The organism is Klebsiella sp. C283 (assembly GCF_048822555.1).
Taxonomy (GTDB): domain Bacteria; phylum Pseudomonadota; class Gammaproteobacteria; order Enterobacterales; family Enterobacteriaceae; genus Klebsiella; species Klebsiella quasipneumoniae.
Window position 1 is genome coordinate 85,524 of record NZ_JBMEZS010000001.1, and the last position, 18,483, is coordinate 104,006.

Below are 18,483 nucleotides of genomic sequence, written 5' to 3' on the forward strand. Positions count from 1 at the left end.
GATTGGCAGCAAATGCGCATACGCTTGCCGGGCATCGGCAAAATTAGCCTTTAAGGCAATTTGCCTTATATGCTAACATTTAGAGGAAGGGAGTCTGATGTTCAGAATGGTTGTGCACGTGGACGTTAAAAAGGAATTGCAGGCGCTTCCGGCCATTGTCCAGGCGAAGATGATCAGGCAATTAGACAAGTTACGCCAAAATCCCACCGCGCTGAGAGAACCTGATAGTAAACCGCTGGGGTAGGGGCTATTCGAAATTCGGGCGTTAGGTTCGGTACAGGGGCGGGGGATTTACGTTTTTCAGCAAGGCAAGACGCTCTTTCTGCTACGGGTTTTTGTCAAGAAAACGCAAAAAACCCCGTCATCGGAAATTCGCCTGGCGCTGAAGCGATTAGAGGAGATGCGCAATGAGTAAAAAGATCATTGACTGGGATACGTTAAAAACGGAACTGCTCAGCCAGCCTGAGGTTCAGGCTGCGTTCGATGCGCAAGAACGTCAACATCGATTACGTACTATGCTGGCGCAATGGCGCGAGCAGGCGGGGCTGACCCGAGCCCAGGTGGCGCAGAGGATGGGGGTGAGTGCGCCAACGGTCTCCAGAATGGAAGCCAATATCACCCGCGCCAGTCTGGATACCTTAACGCGATACGCGTTAGCCTGCGGTATAAAGCACCCGCAAGTTTTACTTTATTAAATTAACGCGCCCGGCGGCGCTGCGCTTGCGCGGGCCTAAGGTGAGGGCTAACCAGCTGATATAGACATGGTTATGTAGGCCGGGTCAGGCGTAGCCGCCACCCGGCACTGACAAGCGACACCACAGGCGCCCGGTTAAAGGCGCCTTGTGGGGAGATTAGATCTCGGTAATGGTCGTCGACTGCGGCAGACGCGACTTCGGCAGGGAGGCGTTAAAGTCTTCAACGCTATGATGGCCGACCGGGACCACCACCAGGCTGGTGTAGCCCTGGGCTTTCAGGTCAAATTCCTCATCGAGGATCGCAAAATCAACCCCTTCAATCGGCACGGCGTCGAGACCCATCGCCGCCACGCCCAGCAGGAAATTGCCGACGTTGAGATACACCTGCTTCGCCATCCATTGATCGTCATCCTTCAGCTCTTTGCGGTGCATATCGGCAAAGAAAGTGCGACCCTTGTGGTTAGCGGCTTTTGCGTCCGGGGTGGCGAAACGGCCATCGGCCTCTTCCTGATCCACGACGCGCTGCAGCCAGGCGTCGTCCATCGCGGTTTTCGCGCAGAACACCACCACGTGCGAGGCGTCGAGAATTTTACGTTCGTTGAACACGTAGGTACCGCTGGCGGCTTTCGCCACGCGGGCTTTCCCTTCATCGGTGCTGGCGACGATAAAGTGCCACGGCTGGGAGTTGGTGCTAGACGGGCTGTACTGCAGCAGCGTTTTCAGCTGTTCCGCTTCCCCGGCAGTCAGCTTTTTCGTGGCGTCAAAGGCCTTGGTGGAATAGCGCTTCAAAGCGACCGATACGATATCCATAACTCTTCCTCACAGTTTACAGCACCTTACCGGTGCGTTCAGGAGAGGAAGAGTATAGCGAAGATCGCCAAATGATAAGGGTGAAAAATGCGATAACACTTATCGCGTTTGGCTGAAAATCAGCGCGGACGCAGGCGCTGCTGGGCTTTTTTGCTCAGCTTGTTCACCACCTGATGCCATGAGTCGTCAATCAGCTCGGCCAGCAGATCCTCGCTGATGTCGTCACCCGGCACCACCGTGATCCAGTGTTTCTTGTTCATATGGTAGCCCGGTTCGATACTGCGATAAATTTCCTGATTGAGCAGCGACTTCTGCGGCTCGGCCTTGAGGTTGACCAGCGCCCGGCCGCGAATGGTCATGGTGATCATAAAGATGCGGCCGTCGACCTTAAACACGTCGTACTCCGGCCCAAAGGGCCAGCAGTGCTCGGTAAACGGGTAGGTCAGGGCGATACGGTGGGCGCAGGGGTGCAGCGTTTCCGGCGTCATTTGGCATCCGCCTCATGCAGGGCGTTCCACATGGCTTCAAAGCCAAGGGCGATAATCTCCCGGGCGCGCTGCGGATCGTGGCTGGCGAATTCGATAGTGGTTTCCGCCAGCGACAGAAACAGGGCATCGCCAAAGGCGCGATACGCTTCGCTGAGGAATATCTCTTTCACCGACAGTTGGCACATTTCGTTGAGCTCCGGAAAGCTCTCTTTCACCTGGCGGCGGGTTTCGTCCGTGATGCGCTCGCTGAGCGCCATCCGGCGGATCGCCTTGTGCTCCATCGGGTTGCGCACACCCCAGTCGATATAGCTGTTCCAGATATTGCGCGCGTTCTCTTTCGGGCGCTTTTCGTCCGGATCCAGCCCGGCGATCATCATCCGCACCAGGCGCAGCTTAATGGCGAGGTACAGTTCGTTGAGCAACTCATCCTTGGTGGCGAAATAGCGAAACAGCGTCCCCTCGGCAACCCCGGCGCTGCGGGCGATGGCCGACGTTGAGGCGGCGATGCCGGACTGGGCGAAAGCCGCGGCGGCAGCTTCCAGTAACGCTTGCTTTTTATCTTCACTCTTTGGACGAGCCACTACATTTTTCCTCACGCAGGTTTAAACAAACCGCCGATCTTTGCACGTCTGACCAGGTCGCTGCAACGGCGGAACGCAAAAATTGAAAATCGTCTTGACGACTTTCATCACATTCCTAATAATGAGTGCGTACTCACTCATAATCAAGTTATATCATAAAGCCTCCGGGATGGGGGCTTTTGTCTGGTCAGGATATGAACCGTGTCACTTTCAGCGTGGTCGCCATCATGTTACTCGCAGCAGCAACGACATTGCCGTTTGTCCTCAATGCCGGTTTTGGTAAGGCGCCGCAGGGGGCACAGCTTAGCCAGGTGGAAGCGTCTCCCCACTACCGGGACGGCCAGTTCCATAACCAGCTGCCCACGCCGGGATTTACCGGGCAGAAAAATATGCTGGCGGCGTGGTGGGATTTTTTGATGACCAAACGGGAAAACGCCCGTCCCGCGCAGCCGCTGCCGCTGGTGAAAACCGACCTGGCGACGCTGCCCCTCGGGCAGGACGTGATGGTCTGGCTCGGCCACTCTTCCTGGTATCTGCAGCTGGCGGGAAAACGCATCCTGATCGACCCGGTGTTCAGCGATTACGCGGCGCCGTTCTCCTTTATCAATAAAGCCTTCCCCGGCGATTATCCGTGGCGGGCGGAAGGGATGCCGGAGATCGATCTGCTGATCGTCTCCCACGATCATTACGACCATCTGGATTACGCCACCATCCGCGCTCTGCTGCCGAAAATTAAGCGGGTCATTACGCCGCTGGGGGTTGGGTCGCACCTGCGCTACTGGGGAATGGACGGGGCGCTGATTACCGAAGCGGACTGGCAGCAGGCGATTCCGGTTAGCGATGAGCTCACCGTCCACGTCCTGCCGGCGCGGCACTTTTCCGGCCGTGGGCTGAAGCGCAACCAGACGCTGTGGGCCAGTTTTCTGTTCGTTACCCCGCAGCAAAAGATTTATTACAGCGGCGACAGCGGGTATGGGCCGCACTTTAAAGCGATAGGCGATGAGTTCGGTCCGATCGATCTGGCGATCATGGAGAACGGACAGTATGACCAGGACTGGAAATATATCCACATGATGCCGGATGAAACGGCTCAGGCTGCTGACGACCTGCGCGCTCGCGCGGTGCTGCCTGGGCATGCAGGACGATTCGTTTTGGCGAAACACAGCTGGGATGAACCGTATCAACGGCTGGCGGCTGCCAGCGAAGGAAGGGCCTGGCGTCTGCTGACGCCTGTGCAGGGCGAGCCGGTGTGGGTCGCCGATAAGACGCAATCATTTAACGCCTGGTGGCGCTAAGCGCCAGTGCAGTATCAGAGGAGAGAGCATATGACGATTTCCGCTCAGGTGATTGACACTATCGTCGAGTGGATTGATGACAACCTGCATCAACCGCTGCGTATTGATGATATCGCTCGCCATGCCGGGTATTCGAAATGGCATCTGCAACGGCTGTTTTTACAGTATAAAGGGGGGAGCCTGGGGCGCTATATACGCGAAAGGAAGCTGCTGCTGGCCGCCCGCGATCTGCGCGACACCGATCAGCGGGTCTACGATATCTGCCTGAAGTATGGCTTCGATTCACAACAGACCTTTACCCGCGTCTTCACCCGGACCTTCAATCTGCCGCCGGGCGCCTACCGTAAAGAGAACCACAGCCGCGCCCACTGAGGCGCGCCCTTCCTGATTTAGCGTTCGAGGGAAAACCAGCGACGCCACACCCAGCGCAGCACCAGATACTCAATGGCGCCCAGCGCCAGGAACCACAGACAAAACAGCACGGTATAAAGCTGGTTGAGATCCATCATATGGAATGTCTCAACCAGCTTTTGCGCCAGCGTCAGGCCCAGCGACGGCGCGGGCAACAGCAGACAGGAGAGCAGGGCCAGCAGTAAGATCCCGGCGGCGGAGAGGAGCGTTTCCAGCGGATGTTTCATGTCATGTTAATCATCAGTTAAAAAACATATTGTCCGGCAAAATAACACCTAACGCAATATGCTTTGTATTTTACTCGCCTTAATACGCCTCTTTTTAATATTATTGCCTGCATTGTCTTCTCGTGTTAATTAATCTGAAATAATTTGTAATTAAATTAAAATTCGTTGCTTGTAAATTAACGTCATTATTATGCCAGCGCTTTTACAAAACTATAAGTGCTATACCCAACCAGCGTGGCAGCGATGCTGGCCAGCAGGATGTACAGCGCCAGACGGCGTCCGCGGTAGATTCCAAACATATTTGACCTCGTTTAGTTTTGGTTTATTAATATTCTGTAATAGTTGGTTTGTGGAATTAACTTACCACATATTTTTTATTTTGCGAAAAATTTAGGCTTGTAATGGTTCACATTTTTATCGGCTTTTTCGCCACCTTTTATTGCATTGGCCAGGAATGATTTCAGGCTTTCCGACTCACGGAATTTATAAGGAAAATGTAATTTGACCAAGATGAATAACCCAAAGTTTACGACGCCCTCGGGCGACACCGCGCCACGGCAGGTCTGGCAGCAGACCGTTGACGCAGTGCTGGCGCAGACCAAAAGCCAGGCCGCTGGGTTAAGTTCCGCAGATGCCGCCGAGCGCCTGAATACCTGCGGGCCGAACGCACTGCCGGAAAAGAAGGGAAAACCGGCCTGGCTGCGCTTTCTCGCCCACTTTAACGACGTACTGATTTATGTGCTGCTGGCCGCCGCGGCGCTCACCGCCATCATGGGTCACTGGGTCGATACCCTGGTGATCCTTGGCGTGACGGTGATTAACGCCCTGATCGGCCATATCCAGGAGAGCAACGCCGAAAAATCCCTGCAGGGGATCCGCAACATGCTCTCCAGCGATGCCCGCGTCCAGCGTAACGGCAAACATGAGACTATCCCGACGCGCGACCTGGTTCCGGGGGATATCGTTATTCTGCGCGCCGGCGACCGCGTGCCGGCGGATATGCGGCTGATTGAAACGCACAACCTGCGGGTGGAAGAGGCGATCCTCACCGGCGAGTCGACGGTGGTGGATAAAATCACCGACGCGCTGGAGGGCGACCTGCCGCTGGGCGACCGGGTGAATATGGTCTTCTCCGGGACCACCGTCAGCGCCGGCGGCGGCGTCGGCGTGGTGACCGCCACCGGCGCGCAGACCGAACTCGGCCATATCAACCAGATGATGGCGGGCATTGAGAAGCACCGCACCCCGCTGCTGGTGCAGATGGATAAGCTCGGCAAAGCGATTTTCGTCATTATCCTCGCCATGATGGTAGCGCTGTTTATTTTCAGCCTCGCGTTGCGGGACATCCCGATGGGCGAACTGCTGCTGTCGCTGATTAGCCTGGCGGTGGCCGCGGTACCGGAGGGGCTGCCGGCGATCATCTCGATTATTCTGTCGCTCGGCGTCCAGACGATGGCGCGCAAGCGGGCGATTATCCGTAAGCTGCCGACCGTGGAAACCCTCGGCGCCATGACCATGGTCTGCTCGGATAAAACCGGCACCCTGACGATGAACGAAATGACCGTCAAGGCGATCATCACCGCCGACTGCTGCTATCGGGTGGAAGGCGACAGCTATGAGCCGCAGGGGAGGATCTTCCTTGAGGGGAGCGATGAGCCCGTGCAGGTTCAGCCGGGTACCGTGCTGGAGACCTGGCTGCGCACCATCGACCTGTGCAACGACAGCCAGCTTACCCAGGATGAGCGCGGCCTGTGGGGGATCACCGGCGGGCCGACCGAAGGGGCGCTGAAGGTGCTGGCGGCGAAAGCGCAGCTCCCGGCGGCGGAGGCCCGTCTGGTGGCCAAGATCCCCTTTGACTCGCAGTACAAATATATGTCGACGCTGCAGCACATTGATGGCGATGCCCGGGTGTTAATCACCGGTGCGCCGGACGTCATCTTCGCCATGTGCCGCGAGCAGATGACCCGCCAGGGCGCGGTGCCCTTCGAGGCGCAGTACTGGGAAGAGGAGATGGCGCGCTTCGCCCGTCAGGGGCTGCGCATGGTGGCGGCGGCCTGTAAGCCGGCCAGCGTTGATGCCACCACGCTGAACCATGAGGACCTGCAGGAGGGACTGATTTTCCTCGGCATCGCCGGGATGATGGATCCCCCGCGTCCGGAAGCGATTGACGCTATCCACGCCTGCCAGACCGCCGGCATCCGCGTGAAGATGATCACCGGCGACCACCCGCAGACGGCGATGAGCATCGGCCAGATGCTGGGGATCACCAACAGCAGCCAGGCCATGACCGGCTACCAGCTGGAGCACATGGACGATGCGGCGCTGGCGAAGGCGGCGGTGGAGTACGACATCTTTGCCCGCACCAGCCCGGAGCATAAGCTGCGCCTGGTGAAAGCCCTGCAGGATAACGGCGAAGTGGTCGGCATGACCGGCGACGGCGTCAACGACGCGCCGGCGCTGCGCCAGGCCGACGTGGGTATCGCCATGGGCATCAAAGGCACCGAAGTCACCAAAGAGGCGGCTGACATGGTGTTGACCGATGATAACTTCGCCACCATCGCCAGCTCGGTAAAAGAGGGCCGTCGGGTCTATGACAACCTGAAGAAGACCATCCTCTTCATCATGCCGACCAACCTGGCGCAGGGACTGCTGATCATCATCGCCCTGCTGGCGGGGAACATGATTCCGCTGACCCCGGTGCTGATCCTGTGGATGAACATGGCGACGTCGGCGACCCTCTCCTTCGGCCTGGCCTTTGAGGCCGCGGAGCGCAACGTGATGAACCGCCCGCCGCGTAAAACCGGCCAGCACGTGATGGATGGTTTCGCCGTGTGGCGGGTGGCTTTCGTCGGGTCGATGATCGCGATTGCCGCCTTTATCCTTGAGGCCTGGCTGGCGCCGCGCGGCCACAGTCCGGAGTTTATCCGCACCGTGCTGCTGCAGATGCTGGTGACGGCGCAGTGGGTCTACATGATCAACTGCCGCAGCAGCGACAGCTTCTCCCTGAGCATGGGCCTGCTGCGCAATAAAGGCATCTGGCTGGTGACCGGTGTCCTGCTGCTGATGCAGCTGGTGATTATCTATGTCCCGCTGATGCAGAACATGTTTGGCACGGAAGCGCTGCCGCTGCGCTACTGGTTTGTCACCCTGGTCATCGGCATCGCCATGTTCCTGGTGGTGGAAGTCGAGAAGCGTCTGACGCGCAGGTTCCGCAAAACGGCCTGATCGATCTCGCGCGCCTGGCTGCAGGCGCGCGTTACTTTCGCAAGGATCCTCTATGATTAACACCTTTCGCTTTGCGCTGCTGGCCTGCGTCCTGGGCGGCAGCGCCCTGACGGCGACCGCCGCGCCGGCGGTGCCGGTCCGCGTCGCCACGGTAGAACGGGCTCCTCACGCTGAAGAACGCGCCATCCCCGGGCGGGTCGAGGCGATCCGCGCCGTCGACATTCGCGCACGCACCGAAGGGGTGATTGTTCAGCGCCACTTCCAGGACGGGCAGTATGTGACCGAGGGCGACCTGCTGTTTACCCTCGACGACGCGCAGCCCCGCGCGGCGCTGGCCCTGGCGCAGGCCGAGCTGAAAAGCGCCGAAGCCTCGTTACGCCAGTCGCAGCAGCTGCTCACTCGCTATGAGCGGCTCATCAACAACCACTCCATCAGCCGCAACGACCTCGACACGGCCCGGATGCAGCGCGACGTCGCCGCCGCCGCCGTGCAGCAGGCGAAAGCCCGCGTCGAGGCTCAGCAGATTGTGCTCGGTTATACCCGGATTGCGGCGCCGGTGACCGGGCGGGTGGGCCACAGCGCCTTTCACGTCGGGACGCTGGTCAACCCGTCCAGCGGGGTGCTGGCGGACATCGTGCAGCTCGATCCGGTACGGGTGTCGTTTGCCCTCGACGAAGCCGCGTTTTTCAGCAAAACCGGCCAGCATGCCGACATCCACGCCCTGAAGCAGGCATGGCTGGCGCAAATTGACGTGGATGGCAAACGGCGCGACGGCGTGTTGACCTCCATCGATAACCGGATCGACGCCCGCACCGGCAGCGTGGCGGTGCGGGCGGAGTTTGCCAATCCGCAGCACCGTCTGCTGCCGGGCGGCAGCGTGACGATCCTGTTCCGTCCGCAAGCGCTGTCGTCGCGGGTGATGATCCCGGCTGCCGCCGTGCAGCAGGATCCGCAGGGCTTTTTCAGCTGGGTGCTGAAGCCGGACCACACCGCCGGGCAGCGTCGTCTGACCCTTGCGGGGCAACAGGGGCAGCAGTTTGCGGTCGAGAAAGGGCTGCAGGCGGGCGAGCAGGTGATCACTGACGGCGCGCAGCGGCTGCGCGAAGGCGCCGCGGTGCAGGTGCTGAACTAGCTAAGGAGAGGGGATGCTGACCTTTTTTATCCGTCGTCCGCGATTTGCGATGGTGATCGCGCTGCTGCTGACCTTTGTCGGCGCGGTATCGCTGAAGCTGATCCCGGTGGAGCAGTACCCGGCGATCACGCCCCCGGTGGTGAACGTCACCGCCAGCTGGCCGGGCGCCAGCGCGTCAGACGTGGCGGAGGCCATCGCCGCCCCGCTGGAGACCCAGCTCAACGGCGTCGATCATATGCTGTATATGGAGTCCACCAGCTCGGACGAGGGGACGTACCGCCTGAGTATCACCTTCGCGGCAGGCACCGATGCCGATCTGGCGGCGATCGACGTGCAAAACCGGGTGGCGCAGGCGCTGGCGCAGCTTCCGGCGGAAGTGCAGCAGAATGGCGTCCAGGTGCGCAAGCGCGCCAGCAACCTGCTGATGGGGGTAAGCCTTTACTCGCCGCTGGGCACGCTGTCGCCGCTGTTTGTCAGCAATTACGCCAGCACCCAGGTGCGCGAGGCGCTGGCCCGCCTGCCCGGCGTCGGCGAGGTGCAGATGTTTGGCGCCCGGGATTACAGCATGCGCATCTGGCTGCGCCCTGACCGCATGAACGCCCTTAACATCACTACGGATGACGTTGCCCAGGCGCTGCGCGAGCAGAATGTGCAGGGGGCGGCGGGGCAGGTGGGTACCCCGCCGGTGTTCAACGGCCAGCAGCAGACGCTGACCATCAACGGACTGGGGCGTCTGAACGAGGCGGCCAGCTTTGGCGAGATTATCCTCCGTCGCGGCGCGCAGGGGCAGCTGGTGCGCCTCGCCGACGTGGCGACCATCGAGCTGGGCGCCCGCAGCTACAGCTCCGGCGCGCAGCTGAACGGTAAAGCGTCGGCCTATCTGGGGATCTATCCGACGCCTACCGCCAACGCCCTGCAGGTCGCCAGCGCGGTGCGCGCGGAGCTTAACCGCCTGCACACTCGCTTTCCGGCGGATCTCACCTGGGAGGTGAAGTTCGATACCACCCGCTTTGTGGCGGCGACGATCAAAGAGATCGGCGTCTCGCTGGCGCTGACCCTGCTGGCGGTGGTGGTGGTGGTGTCGCTGTTCCTGCAGAGCTGGCGGGCGACGCTGATCGTGGCCCTGGCGATCCCGGTGTCACTGATCGGCACCTTTGCGGTGCTCTATCTGCTGGGCTACAGCGCCAACACCCTCAGCCTGTTCGCGATTATTCTTGCCCTGACGATGGTGGTGGATGACGCCATTGTGGTGGTGGAGAATGTCGAAACCAAAATGGCGGAAGGACTGGATCGCCTGCAGGCCACCGCCCAGGTGCTGCGGCAGATCGCCGGGCCGGTGATCGCCACGACCCTGGTGCTGTTGGCGGTGTTTGTGCCGGTGGCGCTGCTCCCGGGGATCGTCGGCGAGCTGTATCGGCAGTTTGCCGTGACGCTCTCCACCGCGGTGGCCCTGTCGAGCCTGGTGGCGTTAACCCTGACCCCGGCCCTCTGCGCGCTGCTGCTGCGCCCGCGACCCGCCCGGCCGGCGGCAGTGTGGCGGGCGTTTAACCGTCTTCTCGACGGCACCCGCGACGGCTATGGCCGGCTGGTGGGCTGGATGAACCGCCGCCCGTGGCTGGCGCTGGCGGCGACGGTAGCGGCGGGCGCGCTGGTGGCGTTCAGCTTCACCTCGATGCCGAAAGGCTTCCTGCCGCAGGAAGATCAGGGCTACCTGTTTGCCAGTGTGCAGCTGCCGGAGGCGGCGTCGCTGGAGCGTACCGAAGCGGTGATGGCCCAGGCGCGCAAGCTGCTGACGGCTAACCCGGCGGTGGAGGATGTGATTCAGGTGTCCGGCTTCAACATTCTCAACGGCACCAGCGCCGCTAACGGCGGGTTTATCTCGGTGATGCTCAAGGACTGGCATCAGCGGCCGCCGCTGGATACGGTGATGGCGGATATTCAGCGACAGCTGCTGTCGCTGCCGGAGGCGACGATCATGACCTTCGCGCCGCCGACCCTGCCGGGCCTGGGCAATGCCTCGGGGTTTGATCTGCGCATTATGGCGCAGGCCGGTCAGTCGTCGGCGGAGCTGGAGCAGGTGACGCGGGAGATCCTTCAGCTGGCGAACCAGCATCCGCAGCTGAGCCGGGTATTTACCACCTGGAGCAGCAACGTGCCGCAGCTGACCCTGACGGTCGACCGCGATCGGGCGGCGCTGCTGGATGTGCCGGTGGCGCAGATCTTCAGCAGCCTGCAGACGGCGTTCGGCGGCACGCGCGCCGGCGATTTCAGTCTTAACAACCGTGTCTATCATGTGGTGATGCAAAATGAGATGCAGTGGCGCGAGCGGGCTGAGCAGATTAGCGAGCTGTACGTCCGCAGCCGCGACGGCGAGCGGGTGCGGCTGAGCAATCTGGTCACCATTACGCCGACGGTGGGGGCGCCGTTTATTCAGCAGTACAACCAGTTCCCGTCCGTGTCGGTGAGCGGTTCAGCGGCCGAGGGGGTCAGCAGCCGCACGGCGATGGCGGCCATGGAGCAGATTTTGCAGGCCCATCTGCCGCCGGGGTATGACTACGCCTGGAGCGGGATCTCCTGGCAGGAGCAGCAGACCGGCAATCAGGCGGTGTGGATCGTGCTGGCGGCAGTGGCGATGGCGTGGCTGTTCCCGGTGGCGCAGTATGAAAGCTGGACGCTGCCGGCGAGCGTCATGCTCTCGGTGCTGTTCGCCATCGGCGGAGCGCTGGTCTGGCTGTGGACGGCGGGCTATGCCAACGATGTGTATGTCCAGATAGGGCTGGTGCTGCTGATCGCCCTGGCGGCGAAGAATGCGATTCTGATCGTTGAGTTCGCCCGCAGCCGGCGCGAGGAGGGACTGTCGATAGTCGACGCCGCGCGCGAGGGCGCCACCCGCCGCTTCCGCGCGGTGATGATGACCGCGGTGTCGTTTATTATCGGCATCATGCCGATGATGCTCGCCACCGGCGCCGGGGCGCAGAGCCGGCGGATCATCGGCACCACGGTGTTCAGCGGGATGCTGGTGGCGACGATGGTTGGCATCCTGTTTATTCCTTCGCTGTATGTGCTGTTTCAGCGTATGCGCGAGTGGGCGCATCGGCGGGGGTAAGCGCGGCGCTACCGGTCGGTAACGGGGATACCCCAGGCTACAACGACTACCGGGCGGTCCCCTCTCCCTTTGGGGAGAGCCGGGGTTAGGGGGAATTTTCCGTTCACGTTGCGTTTGGCAGAAAAGGGTAGTCCTTCGCTGGTGAACGGGTAAAGGGGGAGAAAACCGTCTCCCCCTTTACAATCCCCCCGGTCCCGCAGAGAAATCGGTGCTGCGCACTACGCTCACCTCCCGGTCGTCCGCCTGCGGTCGGCTCAACTCGATACTACTCGTCCCATCCCTGGGACTCGCCCCTGCGGGGCCAGCGCAAGCGCTGTTCAAAATTGCTCCCGGCAATTTTGTCGTGTCTCGAATCGCCTCTGGCCGCCCTCCGTGGCGGCCAGCCCTTGTCTGCCGACCTCCGGTTCGCCGATTTCAGCGGGAATCGGCTCCGCTGCACGCCCGTAGTTTTCAGAGGCCATACCATAGCGATCAGAATATATACGTTAAAAATTGTATGTGCCTTTCTCCGTGGCCCCGCTGTGTATACCGGGGCTGCAACGACTACCGGGCGGTCCTCTCTCCTCTGGGGGAGAGCCGATTTCAGCGGGAATCGGCCCCGCTGCACGCCCGTAGTTTTCAGGGGCCATACCATAGCGAGCAGACTCTGTAGGCCCGGTAAGCGCAGCGCCACCGGGCAAGGACATCGGGCACGGCGGCAATCCCTTGCCCGGCCTGTCGTTAATTTATTCACTCTCCTGGCTGGAATGGCCGCCCCCAAACGCGCCCGCTATTTCCTCTCCACCGTTATCATGGTCACGAACGGATGATACTGCCACGGCACGCTGCCGCCTTTGCGGTACATCTTCGACAGGGTGCCGTCGAGATAAAGCATCTGCCGTACCCCAAGCTTTGACTGCGCATAGCAGGCAAAATCATAGAAGTTGGTCTCGCGCTCGCTGAGCATAAACACCACCCGGCCCTGCTTATCGATGCCAACGCCGTTGCGCAGTTTGCGCGAGCTGGCGGAGGGCTTCAGCCGCCAGTTGATAGCGCCATTTTCAATCAGCATTGGGCCGGACTGCACCGCATAGCGGATGGCGGGAGAGCGTTTAAACGCCGGCAGCGGCACGATTTTCGCCCGGCCGTTCTCCACCAGGAATACGCCGCCGGGGCGGATAAAGAAGTTCCCGCCGCCGGCGGAGCGGTTTACCGGCGTCAGGCGCTTGCCGTCTTCGATATACAGCCCCAGCGGCGCGTAGGCCTTATCGTAAATGCCGCCGTTCATCGCCATCTGCACCCGGCCATCGCCATCGATACCCGCCAGCAGCGAACGCAGGGAACCCCAGGCTTTGCCGTGCCGATCCTGCCAGTACATCGCAATGCGCTCTTTCTGCGCATCCACCCGATAGCTCTGCAGGGTCAGCGTCGGGTCGGTGAGGGTACAGGCGGCGCTGGCGAGGGTGGCCAGGGGCAGCAGCGCCAGGGGGAGCAGGCAGCGTAATAACATGGGCGGTCCTTTCTATGGTCTGCGCCGAGTATACCCGCCTCGCTGTCTTATGCCGCCCAAATCTCACAGTGTTTTTGCACCAGCCCGGAAAGCGAACCGCCGTTGGCGATAAACTCGCGCATCTGCTGCGCTTCGCTGTGCGACGATTTCGCCTGGCGAACCACCGCCTCCAGCGCCGCCGTCGCCTTCAGCTGATGGGCGAAAGGAGCCAGCCGGTCGGCGAGCTGCAGGATCTCCTGGCGGATGCTGCGCTGCTCCCCGCCGCGCACATCGGTGAGAGTCCCGTCCAGCCCGTAGCGGCAGGCCTGATAGCGGTTAAAAGGGTACAGCAGATAATCGTCAGGCTGGTGCTTAAAAGGACGCTCCGTCAACAGCCAGCAGGCCAGGGTCTGAATAAAGCCGGCGATGTGGATCGCCTGGGCGAGGGTCAGGGGGGTATCCATCACCCGCACCTCGACGGTCCCAAACTGCGGGCTGGGGCGAATATCCCAGTGCAGATCCTTCATGCTGTCGATCATGCTGGTGTAGCTCAGCTGGCGGAACAGGCGACGAAACCCCTGCCAGTCGGCCACCCACGGCATCGGGCCGTTGTCGGGATAAGAGGAGAAGCGGTTGAGGCGCGAACAGGCGAAGCGGCTGTCGGTGCTGTCGAACCACGGCGAGGCGGCGTTGAGGGCGATGAAATGCGGCACAAAGCGCGACAGGCCGTGCAGCAGATAGATGGCGTCGTCGCCGCTCTGGCAGCCGACGTGCACATGCTGGCCAAAGACCGTCGCCTGCTGCGCCAGATAGCCAAAATGCTCGACGGTTTTGACATAGCGCGGATTGTCGCTGATCTGCTGGCGCTGCCAGGCATGAAAGGGGTGCGAACCGCCGCCGCAGATCTGCAGATGATGATGCAGCGCCGCGCGCTGGACCGCCTGCTGGATGGCGCTGAGCTGGGCTTGCGCATGGCTGATGTCGCGACACACCCCGGTGGCGATCTCCAGCATGCTCTCGGTGATATCGTGCTTGGCTTCTCCCACGGTCAGTTCATGCTGGACGTCGGCAATCAGAGTCGAGGCATCCTGGCTGAGGTCGTAACCCGGCGGGTTTACCACCTGCAGCTCCAGTTCGATACCGAGGGTAAACGGATCGGAGCGGTGAAAATCGGCTAAAGGCATAGTCTCTCCCGGTCGATGTGTTCTCTGAAGTATAGAAGGGATTGTTCCCGGCGGAGAATACGCCGCGGCGGGGGAGGGGGAAGCATAAAAAGTGACGCGACGTGATTATTTAAATTTTGCGATATAGCGACTGGTGCAATTCTGCAACATATTTCCCGCTGGCGGTGCGGCAGAATAAGGTTGAATTATTTTCCCATAATTATCATGGTGATAATATAAGTCCTTCTTATTTTATCGGTCGGTTTCGGCCTATTTCCGCCCGCACCAGAGCTGGTACGCATTTTGCCTGTTAATCAGTGACACTTTATTTAACAGGGATCATGTGATGCACAAAACGACGTTATTTTCGCGTGCCGGTCGTCTCGCCGTGGCGGTGAGCGGCGCACTGGCCCTGGCGGGCGCCGCCTTACCTGCCAACGCCTCCACGCTGCGGATCGCCATGACCGCCGCGGATATTCCGTTGACCCTCGGCCAGCCGGATCAGGGCTATGAGGGCAACCGCTTTACCGGCATCCCGCTGTACGACGCGCTGGTGGAGTGGGATCTGTCGCAAGGGGAAAAGCCCAGCGGTCTGGTGCCGGGGCTGGCGACCGAGTGGCACATCGATCCGCAGAACACCCGCCGCTGGATTTTTACCCTGCGTCCGGGGGTGAAATTTCATGATGGGAGCGAGGTGAACGCCGACGCCATCGTCTGGAACGTGGATAAGGTGCTCAATAAAGCAGCGCCACAGTACGCCCCGGGTCAGATCGGCAACACCCTGTCGCGGATGCCGACCCTCGCCGGCGCGGAGAAAATTGACGATCACACCGTGGCGCTGACCACCTCGGAACCGGACGCGCTGCTGCCGTACAACATTACCAACCTGTTTATTGTCTCGCCCACGGCGTGGCAGAAGCAGTATGACGCGGTGCCGGCCAGCGCGGGCGATAGCGCCGCGCGCAGCAAACAGGCGTGGACCGCCTTCGCCGCCCATGCGGTGGGCAGCGGCCCGTTCAAACTGGAGAAGCTGGTGCCGCGTCAGCAGCTGATCCTCGCGAAAAACCCCGACTACTGGAATAAAGATCGCATTCCCCGGGTGGATAAGGTGGTGCTGATCCCCTTGCCGGAGGCTAACGCCCGCACCGCGGCGCTGCTGTCGAAGCAGGTGGACTGGATTGAAGCCCCGGCGCCGGACGCCATCGATCAGATCAAGTCTCAGGGTTTTCACCTCTACGCCAACACCCAGCCGCACCTGTGGCCCTGGCAGTTCTCCTTTGAAAAAGGATCCCCGTGGCAGGACATTCGGGTGCGTAAAGCGGCCAACCTGTGTCTGAACCGCGCCGAGCTGAAGAGCTACCTCGGCGGCTATATGACCGAGGCCACCGGGGTCTACGAGGCCGACAGCCCGTGGCATGGCAAACCCACCTTCCAGATCAAATATGACCCGGACGCCGCCCGTCAGCTGATGACCGAGGCCGGATACAGCGCCGGCAAGCCGCTGCACATCACGGTGGCGACCTCGGCTTCCGGCTCCGGGCAGATGCAGCCCTTGCCGATGAACGAGTATATCCAGCAGAGCCTGAAGAGCTGCTTCTTCAATGTGGATATCAAAGTGGTGGAATGGAACACCCTGTTCACCAACTGGCGTCTGGGCGCCCGGGATCCCTCGGCAAAAGGGATCGACGCGATCAACGTCAGCGCCGCGGTCAACGATCCCTATTTTGGCCTGATCCGCTTCTCCACCGCCAAAGCGTTTCCGCCGGTGGCGACCAACTGGGGCTACTTCTCCACCCCGGAGACGGAAAAACTGGCCGCCGCCGTCAAGCACGCCTTTACCCCGGAAGCGATGAATAAAGCCGCCGGCGAGCTGCACGCCGCGCTGGTGGATCAGGTGCCGTTCCTGTTTGTCGCCCACGACGTCGGGCCGCGCGCGATTTCGCCCGCGGTGACCGGGGTGGTGCAACCGCAGAGCTGGTTTATCGACCTCAGTCTGGTGAGCAAAAAAGAGTAATCGCGAAAGGGGCGACCGATGATCAATACGCTGCTATACCGCATTCTGCTGGCTATCCCCACCATGCTTGGGGTGGCGGTGATCTGTTTCATGCTGGTGCAGATAGCGCCTGGCGACCCGCTGGTGTCGGTAATGCCGCCGGACGCCTCGGAGGCGCTGCGCCAGACGTTGATGCAGGCCTACGGCTTTGATAAGCCGCTGCCCCTGCAGTTTATCCACTGGCTGTGGCGGGCGCTGCACGGCGACCTCGGTATGTCGGTCGCCACCGGCCGCCCGGTTATTGACGAGGTGATGACCGCGGTAAGCTACTCCCTGCGCCTGGCGCTGCTGGCGACGGCGATCGGCTTCGTCCTCGGCAGTCTGTTCGGCTTTGTCGCCGGCTATTTTCGCAACAGCGTCATTGACCGTCTGGCCTCGGTGTTGTCGGTGTTTGGCGTCAGCGTGCCGCACTACTGGCTGGGGATGCTGCTGGTGATCCTCTGCAGCGTCAAGTTCGCGCTGCTACCGGCCACCGGCGGCGGGCCGATAGGCGAGGTGGGCTGGCAATGGGACTGGGCGCACCTGCAGTTCATGCTGCTGCCGGCCATCACGCTGTCGGTGATCCCGACCGGGATTATCGCCCGCACCGTGCGCTCGCAGGTCGCCGATATCCTCAGCCAGGAGTTCATCGTTGGCCTGCGCGCTCGCGGGCTCAACGAGTCGCGCATCTTTGTCCACGTCATGAAAAATGCCGCGCCAACCGCGCTGGCGGTGATGGGGCTGCAGGTGGGCTATCTGATGGGCGGCTCGATCCTCGTGGAGACCGTCTTCTCCTGGCCGGGAACCGGACTGCTGCTCAACACCGCCATTTTTCAGCGCGACCTGCCCCTGCTGCAGGGCACCATCTGGGTGCTGGCGCTGTTTTTCGTATTGCTCAACCTGTTGGTGGATATTCTGCAGACCACCCTCGACCCGCGCATTAAGAGGAGCTGACCATGGTGGATACGGCAACGACGAAAGCGGTCCCGGACGCGCCGGCCAACGCTTCCCGGCAAGGTTACTGGCGTGGCGTGCTGCGCCGCTTGCTGCGCGACCCGGGCGGGGTATTCGTCGGCACGATCATTCTCGTTCTGCTGGCCCTGGCGCTGTTCGGGCCGTGGCTTATCGTCAAAGACCCCTATCAAACGTCGATGTTCCTGCGCCTGAAGCCCATCGGCACCGACGGTTTTCCGCTGGGCTCTGATGAGCTGGGGCGCGACATGCTGTCGCGACTGATCCTCGGCACCCGGCTGTCGCTGTTTATGGGGATTGTCCCGGTGGTGTTCGCCTTTTTTATCGGCGGCGCCATCGGGATCATCGCTGGCTACATGGGCGGCAAAATCAATACCCTGATCATGCGCACCGTGGATGTGTTCTATGCCTTTCCCTCGGTCCTGCTGGCGATTGCGCTGTCGGGGGCGCTGGGGGCGGGCATCGGCAATGCGCTGCTGTCGCTGACCCTGGTGTTTGTCCCGCAGGTGGCGCGGATTGCCGAGAGCGTGACCGCCCAGGTACGGCATATGGACTATATCGATGCCGCCCGGGCCACCGGCGCCAGCGCGTTGACCATTATCCGCGTCCAGGTGCTGGGTAACGTGCTCGGGCCGATCTTCGTCTTTTCCACCGGGCTGATTTCGGTGTGCATGATCCTCGCCTCCGGCCTGTCGTTTCTCGGCCTCGGCGTGCGGCCGCCGGAGCCAGAGTGGGGGCTGATGCTCAATACGCTGCGCACGGCAATCTATACCCAGCCGTGGGTGGCCGCCCTGCCGGGCCTGATGATTTTTATCACCTCCATTTCGTTCAATATCCTCGCGGACCGCCTGCGTGCGGCAATGGCGATTAAGGAGTAA

15 protein-coding genes and 1 pseudogene are annotated in these 18,483 nt (G+C 61.2%); 10 read left to right on the plus strand and 6 right to left on the minus strand.

Going from position 1 to position 18,483, the window contains the following annotated elements; translation table 11 throughout:
* The first annotated feature begins 97 nt into the window (after positions 1–97).
* Both ACOI7Z_RS00400 and ACOI7Z_RS00405 read left to right on the plus strand, forming a co-directional pair.
* A pseudogene (locus ACOI7Z_RS00400) lies at positions 98–415 on the plus strand (type II toxin-antitoxin system RelE/ParE family toxin).
* Positions 408–695, plus strand: coding sequence for a helix-turn-helix domain-containing protein (locus ACOI7Z_RS00405; RefSeq protein WP_049013658.1), 288 nt, complete (start codon positions 408–410; stop codon positions 693–695). Before ACOI7Z_RS00400 ends, ACOI7Z_RS00405 begins: the two are co-directional and overlap by 8 nt.
* A gap of 156 nt (positions 696–851) precedes the next feature.
* Here the strand turns inward: ACOI7Z_RS00405 and nfsB are convergent, their stop codons facing one another.
* The 3 genes from nfsB to ACOI7Z_RS00420 all read right to left on the minus strand — a co-directional run bounded on the left by nfsB (position 852) and on the right by ACOI7Z_RS00420 (position 2,574).
* Positions 852–1,505: an oxygen-insensitive NAD(P)H nitroreductase gene (gene nfsB / locus ACOI7Z_RS00410; protein ID WP_023288731.1), complete on the minus strand. Its 654-nt coding sequence runs from the start codon at positions 1,503–1,505 to the stop codon at positions 852–854.
* A 119-nt stretch (positions 1,506–1,624) separates the two neighbouring features.
* Positions 1,625–1,993, minus strand: a complete 369-nt coding sequence (locus ACOI7Z_RS00415) for an MmcQ/YjbR family DNA-binding protein (protein WP_004202487.1) — start codon at positions 1,991–1,993, stop codon at positions 1,625–1,627.
* On the minus strand, positions 1,990–2,574 hold the full coding sequence (locus tag ACOI7Z_RS00420; protein ID WP_023288732.1) for a TetR/AcrR family transcriptional regulator: 585 nt from the start codon (positions 2,572–2,574) through the stop codon (positions 1,990–1,992). Before ACOI7Z_RS00420 ends, ACOI7Z_RS00415 begins: the two co-directional genes overlap by 4 nt.
* A gap of 179 nt (positions 2,575–2,753) precedes the next feature.
* On the opposite strand from ACOI7Z_RS00420, the gene ACOI7Z_RS00425 reads away from it, so the two are divergent.
* Together ACOI7Z_RS00425 and ACOI7Z_RS00430 are read left to right on the plus strand one after the other, a co-directional pair.
* A complete protein-coding gene (locus ACOI7Z_RS00425; protein ID WP_162543091.1) occupies positions 2,754–3,869 on the plus strand; it encodes an MBL fold metallo-hydrolase in 1,116 nt (371 codons plus the stop codon).
* Positions 3,870–3,899: 30 nt separating this feature from the next.
* Positions 3,900–4,241, plus strand: a complete 342-nt coding sequence (locus ACOI7Z_RS00430; RefSeq protein ID WP_420701886.1) for a RamA family antibiotic efflux transcriptional regulator — start codon at positions 3,900–3,902, stop codon at positions 4,239–4,241.
* 17 nt (positions 4,242–4,258) lie between these two features.
* On the opposite strand, the gene ACOI7Z_RS00435 is transcribed toward ACOI7Z_RS00430, so the two are convergent.
* The gene (locus tag ACOI7Z_RS00435; RefSeq protein WP_002893037.1) at positions 4,259–4,507 is read right to left on the minus strand and encodes a DUF1158 domain-containing protein; all 249 of its coding nucleotides are present in this window, start codon (positions 4,505–4,507) and stop codon (positions 4,259–4,261) included.
* A 501-nt stretch (positions 4,508–5,008) separates the two neighbouring features.
* Between ACOI7Z_RS00435 and ACOI7Z_RS00440 the strand changes: the two genes are divergently transcribed.
* Genes ACOI7Z_RS00440 through ACOI7Z_RS00450 form a run of 3 tightly spaced genes read left to right on the plus strand, consistent with a single transcriptional unit; the run spans position 5,009 to position 11,970 of the window.
* Complete coding sequence (locus tag ACOI7Z_RS00440) at positions 5,009–7,732, plus strand: cation-transporting P-type ATPase (protein WP_170927850.1); 2,724 nt, start codon at positions 5,009–5,011, stop codon at positions 7,730–7,732.
* Positions 7,733–7,784: 52 nt separating this feature from the next.
* Positions 7,785–8,864 carry an efflux RND transporter periplasmic adaptor subunit gene (locus ACOI7Z_RS00445; protein ID WP_023288735.1) on the plus strand — a complete coding sequence of 360 codons (1,080 nt, stop codon included), beginning with the start codon at positions 7,785–7,787 and terminating at the stop codon, positions 8,862–8,864.
* Positions 8,865–8,877: 13 nt separating this feature from the next.
* Positions 8,878–11,970 (plus strand): efflux RND transporter permease subunit, encoded by a 3,093-nt coding sequence (locus tag ACOI7Z_RS00450; protein WP_087849362.1) that lies wholly within the window; start codon positions 8,878–8,880, stop codon positions 11,968–11,970.
* A 769-nt stretch (positions 11,971–12,739) separates the two neighbouring features.
* Here ACOI7Z_RS00450 and ACOI7Z_RS00455 read toward each other — a convergent pair.
* On the minus strand, positions 12,740–13,459 hold the full coding sequence (locus ACOI7Z_RS00455; RefSeq protein WP_023288737.1) for a phosphodiester glycosidase family protein: 720 nt from the start codon (positions 13,457–13,459) through the stop codon (positions 12,740–12,742).
* 47 nt (positions 13,460–13,506) lie between these two features.
* On the minus strand, positions 13,507–14,622 hold the full coding sequence (locus ACOI7Z_RS00460) for a YbdK family carboxylate-amine ligase (protein ID WP_023288738.1): 1,116 nt from the start codon (positions 14,620–14,622) through the stop codon (positions 13,507–13,509).
* 325 nt (positions 14,623–14,947) lie between these two features.
* Here ACOI7Z_RS00460 and ACOI7Z_RS00465 point away from each other — a divergent pair, with 325 nt between their 5' ends.
* From ACOI7Z_RS00465 to ACOI7Z_RS00475, 3 genes are read left to right on the plus strand one after another with little or no spacing between them, the layout of a single operon-like run.
* Positions 14,948–16,615: an ABC transporter substrate-binding protein gene (locus tag ACOI7Z_RS00465; protein WP_087849360.1), complete on the plus strand. Its 1,668-nt coding sequence runs from the start codon at positions 14,948–14,950 to the stop codon at positions 16,613–16,615.
* Between the two features lie 18 nt (positions 16,616–16,633).
* On the plus strand, positions 16,634–17,587 hold the full coding sequence (locus tag ACOI7Z_RS00470) for an ABC transporter permease (RefSeq protein ID WP_023288740.1): 954 nt from the start codon (positions 16,634–16,636) through the stop codon (positions 17,585–17,587).
* Between the two features lie 2 nt (positions 17,588–17,589).
* Positions 17,590–18,483 (plus strand): ABC transporter permease, encoded by an 894-nt coding sequence (locus tag ACOI7Z_RS00475; RefSeq protein WP_087849359.1) that lies wholly within the window; start codon positions 17,590–17,592, stop codon positions 18,481–18,483.